We start from the raw sequence: 11,928 nt of genomic DNA, 5'->3' as shown, positions 1-11,928 counted from the left end.
CCGAAACGCAGGCCCGCGTCGGCTGCGCCAGCTGGAAAGCTACGCCGCCACGGGCCTGCTCAACCGCGCGCCAAAGGGGTCACTTTTGGGCGCCGATCGGGGGGGCCGTTTGGATGCCGATTGACACGTATCGCGTGGACGCGTCCCCGGAATACTCGTCGATCGCCCGCAGCAGCTCGCCAACCTTGCGGGGGTCAGTGAGACCGGCGTGGTGCCGGACGACCGGCTTCAGGACCGCGTCGTTCACGACGGGCCCGGGGTCCATGACCTCGACGCCGTGCGCGGCCGCGTATCGGAAGACTTGGCTGACGAACGCCTTAACCTTCGCGCTCTTGTGCAGCTTCCTGGTCGCCTCGATGCCCCGCAGCGCGTTGATGATCTCTGGTGCTTTAATGTCGGTGATGGGCGTCCCGCCGAACTGGCGGCGAACCGCGGCCCTGGACCACTCGAACTTGTCCACGGTCGACTCGGCGACGGGCTTGCGGGCGTTGGACTTGCGGAAAGCGATGTATTCCCCGGCCCACACGTCGAAGGTCTTCTCGTTACCGCCGCTTTTCAGTGCGCGCTTGGCGGCTCCGGGGTCCTGCCCATCCGCCAGCATCTTTTTGGCCTGCTCACGCATCGAGCGGGCGTCCACCAGAGACACGGCGGGCCAAGCTCCGAACGACAGGGTCTTCTGGCGGCCGCCGAACCGGTAGGCCATCTTCCACAGCTTGGAACCGGACGCCGTGGCCTCCAGATACAGGCCGCCGCCGTCGGATTCCCGCTTCGGCTTGCCGCCCTCTGATACGAGAGCCTTCACGCGCGTGAGATTCAGAGCCAATGCCAACACCTCCCCAGACTGCCAACATCCATGCCAACACATCAGTGGCACAACGTGGCCCGAAATGACACCAACCGCCGGACCGAAGTCCAGCGGTTGTTGGCATTTTTTGGGTTTTGACCCGGTATGTCACCCTTTGACAGGGACATTTGGTGCCCAGGAGAGGACTCGAACCTCCACGCCTTGCGGCACACGGACCTGAACCGTGCGCGTCTACCAATTCCGCCACCTGGGCAGGTGGTGTAGGCGGGTCAATAAAGGGACTGGCGGGGGCCGTCAATGGGCACAACGAAGAAATTTCGCTTCACCGTCATTTTTTCTTTGCACCGCCCGTGATGGCCCTCGCGGCGGACCTCTCGTCCCCATCGCCGCGCCGCAGAAAAAACCGCCCATGCCGGGAAAGACAAATTGAAGTTTCAACCGGCTTGCCGGAAGATCGGGGCAGATCTAAGGAAGCGCCCGTTCGGCGTATGTGCCCTTTGCAAGCAGGTTCCCCCGATGGATGAGATGACGGACCGGATATGGGATGCGATCGTGATTGGCACCGGTATCGGCGGCGGCACGGTCGGGCGGCGGTTGGCCGAACAGGGCCTGTCGGTGCTTTTCGTCGAGAAAGGCCCCGACCTTGGCGATTCCCGACTGCCGGCCAGTCAGGTCGAATTGCAGGACGCCGATTCGCGACTGGCGCGCGGCGCATGGCCCAGTATGATCTCGGCCGAGCTGGACGGCAGCTGGTGCGATATCGACGGCATGATCGGTGCCAGCGTCGGCGGCACCTCGGCCAATTACGCCGCCACACTGGAACGGCCCGAGCCGCATGATCTGGACGACACCCCCGGACGGCCGCATCCGACCGGCGGCTGGCCGGTGAATTACGAGACGATGCGGCCCTGGTTCGAGCTGGCCGAGCGCTATTATCAGATCAGCGGCGAATCGGACCCGCTGGACCCGCAGCCCGCCAACCTGCCCGCCCCGCCCCGTGTGCTGCCGAAATCGGACGCCGCCCTGATGGAGGACCTGCGCCGGGCCGGCATGCACCCCTATCAGACGCATATGGCGGTGCGCTTTGTTCCCGATTGCGAGGGCTGTTTTGGCCGGCGCTGCCCACGCCGCTGCAAGATGGACGGGCGCAGCGCCGGTGTGCTGCCCGCGCTGGACACCGGCCGCGCCGAGGTGGTGGCCAATTGCAGCGTGACCCGGATCGAAACCGATGCCAGCGGCGTCGCGGGCCTGACCTGCCGCCGCGACGGCCAGACCCTGACCCTGCGCGCCCGGCGCTATGTGCTGGCGGGCGGCGGGCTGGGCTCGCCCACTCTGATGCTGCATTCGGCCAATGAATACTGGCCCGAGGGGCTGGGCAACCGCCACGATCTGGTGGGCCGCAACCTGATGTTCCACCTGAGCGAGATCATCGCAATCTGGGCCGGCAACAGCAAAGGCGAGAACGGCGCCTCGCGTTCGATCAGCATGCGCGATCTTTATTACATGCAGGGCGAACGTTTTGGCACCGTGCAATCCATGGGGCTGGTCGCCGGCTATGGCGAGATCCTGCATGCCATGCACAGCCGCTTCAACCGCTCGGCTCTGCGCCGGCTGCGGCCGCTGCGGCACGGGCTGCGGCTGCCGGCGCGGATCGCGGCGCAGGTTCTGGGTCAGGCCAAGCTGTTCGTCGGCGTGCTGGAGGACCTGCCCTATGCCACGAACCGGGTGCTGCCCGACCCCGCAAACCCCGAGCTGCTGCGCTTTCACTATGACATCTCGCCCGAGCTGCATCGCCGCCGCGCCGCCTTTCGCAAGGAGCTGCGTGCGGCATTCCGCCCCAATCGCGCCATGTTCATGGGTCAGGCGCCCGAGCTGAACTTTGCCCATCCCTGCGGCACGCTGCGCTTTGGCGACGATCCCAAGACCAGCGTCCTGGACCGCGACTGCCGGGTGCATGGGCTGGACAATCTTTATGTCGCCGATTCCAGCTTCATGCCGACCTCGAACGGCGTGAACCCCAGCCTGACCATCGCCGCCAACGCCCTGCGCGTGGCCGATGCGATTGTCGCCGGGCTGCGCCCTCGGCTTGCCGCTGCGGGCCAGCTTGGGTAAGGGAACATAAAGCACGCCAATGGGCACGCATTCTGGGCACGAAGGAGCGAAAGCCATGTCCGCAGCCAAGCTTGTCACGATCTACGGCGGTTCGGGTTTTCTGGGTCGCCAGATAGCCCGGCAAATGGCCCAGCAGGGCTGGCGCGTCCGCGTCGCCGTCCGCCGCCCGAACGAGGCCGGGATCGTGCGCACCTATGGCGCCCCCGGCCAGATCGAGCCGGTGCCCTGCAACGTGCGCGACGATCTGTCGGTCACGGCCTGCATGGCCGATGCCGATGCGGTGATCAACTGCGTGGGCATCATGGTCCGCGAGGGGCGCAACACCTTCGAGGCCATCCACGAACAGGCCGCCGGCCGTATCGCCCGCATCTCGGCCGAACGCGGCGTGCCGCATTTCGTGCATGTCTCGGCGCTGGGTGCCGATCCGGCCTCGAACAGCCATTACGCCGCCTCCAAGGGCCGGGGCGAGGCCGAGGTGTTGAAGCATCGCGCCGATGCCGTGATCCTGCGGCCCTCGGTCATCTTCGGTTCGGATGACCAGTTCTTCAACCGCATCGCCGGCATGTCGCGGCTGGGTCCGGTGCTGGCCGTGCCGGGCGCCTCTTGCGAGGTGCAGCCGGTCTATGTCTCGGACGTGGCGCGTGCAGCGGTGCTGGGCGCCACCGGCGAGGCCGCGCCGGGCATCTATGAACTGGGCGGGCCGGATGTGATGACCATGCGCGAGGCCGCGCGGCTGGTCCTGTCGACCATCGACCGCCGCCGGCTGGTCATCGGGCTGCCGGGCTGGCTGGCCGGCCTGATGGGCAGCGCGCTGGACGCGGTGCAGACCGTCACCGGCGGGCTGCTGACCAACCGGGTGCTGACCCGCGATCAGGTCCGCACGCTGGGCCATGCCAATCGCGTCGCCGCCGGCGCCCGCGGCTTTGCCGATCTGGGCATTGAGCCGACCGCCGCTCCGGCGGTCATCGCCGAATATCTGTGGCGCTTCCGGGTCTCGGGCCAATACGAAGCGCTGACGGCCACCGCCAAGAACCTGCGTCAGGACTGATGGAACACAATACGATCATCGCCGCCCTTCTTGGTCTGCTGGAAGGGCTGACCGAATTCATTCCGGTGTCCTCGACCGGCCACATCCTGCTGGCCGGGCATTTTCTGGGCTTCGAATCGCCCGGGCGGGTGTTCGAGGTGCTGATCCAGCTGGGCGCGATTCTGGCGATTCTGGGCGTCTATGCCGGGCGGTTGTGGCGCATCTTTTCCAGCGCACCGCATGATCCGGCGGCGCGCCGCTTTATTCTGGCGGTGCTGGTGGCGTTTCTGCCCGCCGTGGTGATTGGCGTGATGGCGCATGACGTGATCAAGAACGTGCTGTTCGAGACGCCGATGCTGGTCGCCTCGATGCTGGTGCTGGGCGGGGTGGTGCTGCTGTTTGTGGACCGCATGGCGCAGCGCCCGCGCTATCACAGCGCCGAGGAAATCCCGGTCGGCAAGGCCTTGGGCATCGGCCTGTTCCAATGTCTGGCCATGGTGCCGGGCGTGTCGCGGTCGGGCTCGACCATCGTCGGTGCCCTGCTGTTGGGCGCGGACAAGCGGGCTGCCGCCGAATTCAGCTTTTTCCTGTCGATGCCGACGATGATGGGCGCTTTCGCCTATGATCTCTACAAGAACCGCGACATCCTTGATGCGGCATCCGCCGGCAATATCGTCATCGGCTTTGTCTGCGCCTTTCTGGCGGCGCTGGTCGTGGTGCGGGGCCTGCTGAACTATGTTTCGGCGCATGGCTATGCCGTGTTCGCATGGTGGCGAATCATCGTCGGGCTGGCAGCCATGCTGGCTCTGGCGGTTGGTTGGTAACGGTTGCTGACCTATTTCCGACACCTGCGGGCGGAAATTTTCATGCCCGCAGGTGAAAAACGCCATTTAGGTCAACAAAGCTGACTTTTAATCGGTTTCGCCCTGAATTATCAGGCTGTGACAGCCTCGCTAATGAAGGACGCGCAGCCATGGCCACGCAGAAGATGCTCAAGTTCGTCACCATCGGGCGGGAGATGCCTGAAAAGCGTGACGCCGCATCGCGGTCCGAGGACTTCCACGAGATCTATCGCGAATTCGCCGCCGCCAAGGCGACCGAGCAGGCAAGCCGCTGCAGCCAATGCGGTGTCCCCTATTGCCAGAGCCATTGCCCGCTTCATAACAACATTCCGGACTGGTTGCGCCTGACCGCCGAGGGGCGCACGCAGGAAGCCTATCTGCGCAGTCAGGAAACCAACACCTTTCCCGAGATCTGCGGCCGCATCTGCCCGCAGGACCGGCTGTGCGAAGGCAATTGCGTCATCGAGCAATCGGGCCATGGCACCGTCACCATCGGCGCCATCGAGAAATACATCACCGATACCGCATGGGAGATGGGTTGGGTCCAACCCGCCGCCCCCGCCAGCGAACGCATGGAATCGATCGGCATCATCGGTGCCGGCCCCGGTGGCCTTGCCGCCGCCGACCGCCTGCGCCGCATGGGCTTTCAGGTCACGGTCTATGATCGCCACGACCGCGCCGGCGGGCTGCTGATCTATGGCATCCCCGGCTTCAAGCTGGAAAAGGACGTGGTCGAGCGGCGCACGCAGCAGTTGCGCGATGGCGGCGTCGAATTCGTGCTGGATTGCAATGTCGGCGAGGACATCAGCTTTGACGCCATTCGCGGCAAGCATGATGCGGTGCTGATCGCGACCGGCGTCTACAAGACCCGCGATCTGGACATCGACAATGCCGAGGCCAAGGGCGTCGTGCGGGCGCTGGACTATCTGACCGCCTCGAACCGGGTCGATCTGGGCGACGAGATCCCCGACTATGAGGATGGCGAGCTGAACGCCAAGGGCAAGCGCGTCGTCGTTATCGGCGGCGGCGACACTGCCATGGACTGCGTGCGCACCGCCATTCGTCAGGGCGCGCAATCGGTGAAATGCCTGTATCGCCGCGACCGGGCCAATATGCCCGGCAGCCAGCGCGAAGTGCAGAACGCCGAGGAAGAAGGCGTTGAATTCGTGTGGCTTTCGGCGCCGGGCGCCTTTGCCGGCCATGTCACCGGCGAGGCCATGCAGGCGCAGGAACGCGACGTGGACGGCCTGCCCGCCATCGCCTCGGTCCGCATCCAGAAGATGCGGCTGGGCGCGCCCGATGTCTCGGGTCGTCAATCGCCCGAACTGATCGAGGGGGCCGATTACGACGAGCCGGCTGAACTGGTCATCAAGGCGCTGGGCTTTGAGCCCGAGGAACTGCCGCGTCTTTGGGGCGTCGAGGGGCTGAACGTGACCCGCTGGGGCACGATCAAGGCCGATTACCAGACGCATCAGACCAGCCTGCCCGGCGTCTTTGCCGTGGGCGATATCGTGCGTGGCGCCAGCCTTGTGGTCTGGGCGATCCGCGACGGCCGCGAGGCCGCCGACAGCATCGCCGATTTCCTGACCGGCGCCGCCCGCGTCGCGGCGGAATAGGGCTGTGATCATGGTGCACAAGGCAGCCACCGCCTGTACACCGTGCGTACACCGGCTGCGCACGTTGCGCGTTGCCGCCGTTTCGGGGCTGGGCGCGGTCATGGCAGCATTGCTGACCCATGCCACCCCGGCGCAGGCCGCGAATTTCACCCCGCCGCAGGGCTGCAAGCTGGAGATCACCGTGCAGAACCGCAGCTGCACCGTCTCGCAGCATTACCGCTGTTCGGCCGATGCGCCGGGTGACCAGCGCGTGACCTATTTCACCCGCGAGGGCGCGACCTATCAGTCGCGCATCGACCGTGAGACGCGCTGGATGGAAAGCACCAACCTGCAGAACGGGGTGAGCGACGTGCTGGAGGAGGGCGCCAAGGACGACGCCTCGTTCAGCGCGCTGCTGAAAACGGGCCGCGACGATTTCGATTTCTGGACCCGCTCGAACGACAACGAGCGCCTGCACCATGTCGGCCATGACGAGCTGACCGGCGAGAAGGTCGAGATCGACGGCGTGCCCCTGGAGGTGACGCGCTTTGAGCTGACCACCTTCAGCGAAAGCGGTGATGTGCTGATCCGGCGTCAGGGCCAGCAGTTCATCAGCCGCAGCCAGGGCCGGTTCTATGGCGGCGTGGAGCAATCCACCGACTGGACCGGCGCCAAGGAAGACACCAATGACAGCCCGGTGACGTTCGCGTTCCCCGGACAACCCGGCTTCGGATCGACCGTGCCGGAATATGATTGCGACCTGCAGATGGTGAAGGGCCGTGGGGCCGACATCCTGAGGCAGCTTTTGAAGGAGGCACGGACGTGAACGGTTTCGACATGCAGAACTGGGAACAGCAGGAACAGACCCGCCGCGACTGGATGGACCAGCATTCGCTGTATCGTGCCGAGGACGAGCATTCGTCCTGCGGCGTGGGCCTGGTGGTCAACCTGGACGGTCAGTCCAGCCGCAAGGTGGTCGACGCCGGCATCAACGCGCTGAAGGCGATCTGGCATCGCGGCGCGGTCGACGCCGATGGCAAGACCGGCGATGGCGCGGGCATCCATGTGCAGATCCCCGTCCGCTTCTTTTACGATCAGGTGCGCCGCACCGGGCACGAGCCCGATCAGAACAAGCTGATCGCCGTCGGCCAGTGTTTCCTGCCGCGCACCAACTTTGCGCAGCAAGAGGCCTGCCGGACCATCGTGGAATCCGAAGTCCTGCGCATGGGCCACTATATCTATGGCTGGCGCCATGTGCCGGTGAACACCTCGGTTCTGGGTGAAAAGGCCAATGCCACCCGCCCCGAGATCGAACAGATCCTGATCCGCTGCGAAAAGGACATCGATCAGGAGCAGTTCGAGCGCGAGCTGTACATCATCCGCCGCCGCATCGAGAAAGCCGCCATCGCCGCGCAGATCGGGGGGCTGTATCTGTGCACGCTGTCCTGCCGCTCGATCATCTACAAGGGCATGATGCTGGCCGAGCAGGTCGCGGAATTCTATCCCGACCTGAAGGACGAGCGCTTTGAATCGGCCTTTGCCATCTATCACCAGCGCTATTCCACCAACACCTTCCCGCAATGGTGGCTGGCGCAGCCTTTCCGCATGCTGGCCCATAACGGCGAGATCAACACGCTGAAGGGCAACACCAACTGGATGAAGAGCCATGAGATCCGCATGGCCAGCCGCACTTTTGGCGAGATGGCCGAGGACATCAAGCCGATCATCCCCGGCGGCTCGTCCGATTCGGCGGCGCTGGATGCGGTCTTCGAGGTGATGGTGCGCTCGGGGCGCAATGCGCCGATGACCAAGACCATGCTGGTGCCCGAGGCCTGGTCCAAGGCCACCACCGACATGCCCAAGGCCTGGGCGGACATGTACGCCTATTGCAACTCGGTCATGGAGCCGTGGGACGGCCCGGCCGCCCTGGCGATGACCGACGGGCGCTGGGTCTGCGGCGGTCTGGACCGCAACGGACTGCGGCCGCTGCGCTATGTCGTGACCGGCGACAACCTGCTGATCGCGGGCTCCGAGGCCGGCATGGTTCCGGTCAACGAATCCAACGTGCGCGAAAAGGGCGCGCTGGGGCCGGGGCAGATGATCGCCGTCGATATGGCCGAGGGCAAGCTGTACCACGACCGCGAGATCAAGGACCATCTGGCCGCCAGCCAACCCTTTGAGGAGTGGATCGAAAAGGTCGTCCACCTGTCCGAAGCCATGCGCGATCTGCCCGAGGAACTGGTGTTCACCGGCGAGGCGCTGCGCCGCCGCCAGATCGCGGCCGGCTATACGGTCGAGGAAATCGAGAACATGCTGTCGCCCATGGCCGAGGACGGCAAGGAGGCGCTGGCCTCGATGGGCGACGACACGCCGCCTGCGGTGCTGTCGGGCCAATATCGGCCGCTGTCGCATTTCTTCCGGCAGAACTTCAGCCAGGTGACCAACCCGCCGATCGACAGCCTGCGCGAAACCCGCGTGATGAGCCTGAAGACGCGGTTCGGCAACCTCAAGAACGTGCTGGACGAAAGCTCGGCCCAGACCGAGATCCTGATGCTGGAATCGCCTTTCGTGGCGAACGGCGAATTCGCCGAGATGATCCGCATGTTCGGCGAGACGGTGACGCAGATTGACTGCACCTTCGCCGATGGCGCCGGTCCCGAGGCGATGGGCGAGGCTTTGGCCCGCATCCGCGCCGAGGCCGAGGATGCCGTGCGCTCGGGCGCCGGACATCTGGTACTGTCCGATGAACGGGTCGGCACCGACCGCATCGGCCTGCCGATGATCCTGGCGACCAGCGCGGTACACAGCTGGCTGACGCGCAAGGGGCTGCGGACCTTCTGTTCGGTCAACGTGCGGTCGGCGGAATGCATCGACCCGCATTATTTTGCGGTGCTGATCGGCTGCGGCGCGACCACGGTGAACCCCTATCTGGCGCAGGACACCATCGCCGAGCGCATCGAGCGCGGGCTGCTGACCGGCTCGCTGATCGGTAACATGCGCAACTACCGCGATGCCATCGATGCCGGTCTGCTGAAGATCATGGCCAAGATGGGGATTTCGGTGCTGTCGTCCTATCGCGGCGGGCTGAACTTCGAGGCGGTGGGTCTGTCCCGGGCCATGGTGGCGGAATATTTCCCCGGCATGCAGTCGCGGATTTCCGGCATGGGTCTGCACGGGCTGCAAGCCAAGCTGGAGGACATCCACCACAAGGGCTTCCACAGCGATGTGGCGGAGCTGCTGCCGGTGGGCGGCTTCTACAAGGCGCGCCGCTCGGGCGAGAAACACGCCTGGGAAGCCAACACGATGAAGCTGTTGCAGATCGCCTGCGACAAGGCCTCCTATGACGTCTGGAAGCAGTTCACCGCGACCATGCGGGCCAATCCGCCGATCCATCTGCGCGATCTTCTGGACATCAAGGCGCTGGGGAAACCCGTGCCGATCGAGGAGGTGGAATCGATCACCTCGATCCGCAAGCGCTTTGTGACGCCGGGTATGTCGCTGGGGGCCCTGTCGCCCGAGGCGCATATGACGCTGAACATCGCCATGAACCGCATCGGTGCGAAATCCGACAGTGGCGAAGGCGGCGAGGACCCGGCGCACAGCCACCCGCTGCCCAATGGCGACAATCCCTGCGCCAAGATCAAGCAGGTCGCCTCGGGACGGTTCGGCGTCACTGCCGAATATCTGAACGCCTGCGAAGAGCTGGAGATCAAGGTCGCCCAGGGCGCCAAGCCCGGCGAGGGCGGCCAGCTGCCCGGCATGAAGGTCACCGATCTGATCGCGCGGCTGCGGCATTCGACCAAGGGCGTGACGCTGATCTCGCCCCCGCCGCACCACGACATCTACTCGATCGAGGATCTGGCACAGCTGATCTATGACCTGAAACAGATCAACCCGCGCGCCAAGATCACGGTGAAGCTGGTGGCGTCCTCGGGCGTCGGCACGATTGCGGCGGGTGTGGCCAAGGCCAAGGCCGATGTGATCCTGATCTCGGGTCACAATGGCGGCACGGGTGCCTCGCCCGCGACCTCGATCAAGTTCGCGGGTCTGCCGTGGGAAATGGGCCTGACCGAGGCGCATCAGGTGCTGGCGATGAACCGCCTGCGCGACCGCGTGACGCTGCGCACCGACGGGGGCCTGCGCACCGGGCGCGACGTGGTCATGGCGGCGATGATGGGGGCCGAGGAGTTCGGCATCGGCACCGCCGCACTGATCGCCATGGGCTGCATCATGGTGCGTCAGTGCCAGTCGAACACCTGCCCGGTCGGCGTCTGCACGCAGGATGAAAAGCTGCGCGCGATGTTCACCGGCAGCGCGGACAAGGTGGTCAACCTGATCACCTTCTATGCGACCGAGGTGCGCGAGATTCTGGCCAGCATCGGCGCGCGTTCGCTGGACGAGGTCATTGGCCGCGCCGATCTGCTGACCCAGGTCAGCCGGGGCGACAAGTCGCTGGACGATCTGGACCTGAACCCGCTGCTGATCACGGTCGATGGGTCGGAAAAAATCGTCTACGACCGCTCGAAGCCGCGCAATGCCGTGCCGGACACGCTGGATGCGGAAATCATCCGCGACGCCAGCCGCTTCTTCTCGGACGGCGAGAAGATGCAGCTGAGCTATGCGGTGCGCAACACGCTGCGCACGGTGGGCACGCGGACGTCCTCGATGATCGTGCAGACCTTTGGCATGCGCAACAACCTGCAACCGGACCATCTGACCGTGCGGCTGACCGGCAGCGCGGGCCAGTCGCTGGGCGCATTTGCCGCGCCGGGGCTGAAGATCGAGGTCTCGGGCGATGCCAACGACTATGTCGGCAAGGGCCTGTCGGGCGGCACCATCGTGGTGCGCCCGCCGATGTCCTCGCCCTTGGTTGCAGCGGACAACACCATCATCGGCAATACCGTGCTTTACGGTGCGACCGATGGTTACCTGTTCGCAGCAGGGCGCGCGGGCGAACGCTTTGCGGTGCGCAACTCGGGCGCCAAGGTGGTGATCGAGGGCTGCGGCTCGAACGGTTGTGAATACATGACCGGCGGCGTGGCGGTAATCCTGGGTCGGATCGGGGCCAACTTTGGCGCCGGGATGACCGGGGGCATGGCCTATCTTTACGACCCCGAGGGTCTGGCGCGCGATTACATCAACCCCGAGACGCTTATCCTGTGCCCGGTGACGCAGGCGCATTGGGAAGAGCAGCTGAAAGATCTGGTCGAGCGTCATGCGCGCGAAACCCGGTCCCGCCGCGCCGAGGAGATCCTGCAGAACTGGGCCGAGGAAAAGGCCAACTTCCTGCAGGTCTGCCCGAAAGAGATGCTGCCGCATCTGAAACACCCGATCGCCGAGGTGAACGATCTGGCAGCCGTCCCGGCGGAATGATTGGAAGGGGGCCGAAAGGCCCCCTTTTTACTGGCGGGATGGGTGGGTTGAGCCGAGCCTGTGTAAAAACTCGGTCTTGTGATAGACTTTGGCATGGCGTTGGGGGATCGGCATGTCGGGGTTCATCGAAGGCGTTGCACGCGGGCAGACGGTTCTTTTCCCTGATCGGCTCGA

At 65.1% G+C, this 11,928-nt stretch carries 7 protein-coding genes and 1 tRNA gene; 6 read left to right on the top strand and 2 right to left on the bottom strand.

Translation table 11 applies throughout. From position 1 onward, the window contains the following. Nucleotides 1-79: 79 nt before the first annotated feature. On the bottom strand, nucleotides 80-823 hold the full coding sequence (locus GL279_RS18615) for a tyrosine-type recombinase/integrase (protein ID WP_170294024.1): 744 nt from the start codon (nucleotides 821-823) through the stop codon (nucleotides 80-82). Nucleotides 824-973: 150 nt separating this feature from the next. Further along, nucleotides 974-1,058, bottom strand: a tRNA-Leu gene (locus GL279_RS18610). Between the two features lie 263 nt (nucleotides 1,059-1,321). Here GL279_RS18610 and GL279_RS18605 point away from each other — a divergent pair. From GL279_RS18605 to gltB, 6 genes are all read left to right on the top strand, one after another. Next, nucleotides 1,322-2,917 (top strand): GMC oxidoreductase, encoded by a 1,596-nt coding sequence (locus tag GL279_RS18605; protein WP_155066104.1) that lies wholly within the window; start codon nucleotides 1,322-1,324, stop codon nucleotides 2,915-2,917. A gap of 55 nt (nucleotides 2,918-2,972) precedes the next feature. After that, entirely contained in the window at nucleotides 2,973-3,965 is a 993-nt protein-coding gene (locus GL279_RS18600) for a complex I NDUFA9 subunit family protein (RefSeq protein WP_155066103.1), read from the top strand. After that, complete coding sequence (locus GL279_RS18595; protein ID WP_155066102.1) at nucleotides 3,965-4,768, top strand: undecaprenyl-diphosphate phosphatase; 804 nt, start codon at nucleotides 3,965-3,967, stop codon at nucleotides 4,766-4,768. The genes GL279_RS18600 and GL279_RS18595 overlap by 1 nt, the downstream gene beginning before the upstream one ends. Nucleotides 4,769-4,917: 149 nt before the next feature. Continuing rightward, complete coding sequence (locus GL279_RS18590; RefSeq protein ID WP_155066101.1) at nucleotides 4,918-6,402, top strand: NAD(P)-dependent oxidoreductase; 1,485 nt, start codon at nucleotides 4,918-4,920, stop codon at nucleotides 6,400-6,402. A gap of 100 nt (nucleotides 6,403-6,502) precedes the next feature. Further along, a complete protein-coding gene (locus GL279_RS18585; RefSeq protein WP_155066100.1) occupies nucleotides 6,503-7,207 on the top strand; it encodes a hypothetical protein in 705 nt (234 codons plus the stop codon). A gap of 11 nt (nucleotides 7,208-7,218) precedes the next feature. Beyond that, entirely contained in the window at nucleotides 7,219-11,754 is a 4,536-nt protein-coding gene (gene gltB / locus GL279_RS18580; RefSeq protein ID WP_155066106.1) for a glutamate synthase large subunit, read from the top strand. The last annotated feature ends 174 nt before the right edge of the window (nucleotides 11,755-11,928 follow it).

The sequence above is a fragment of the Paracoccus limosus genome (assembly GCF_009711185.1).
Classification (GTDB): domain Bacteria; phylum Pseudomonadota; class Alphaproteobacteria; order Rhodobacterales; family Rhodobacteraceae; genus Paracoccus; species Paracoccus limosus.
This window is presented reverse-complemented; position numbering and strand designations above follow the sequence as displayed.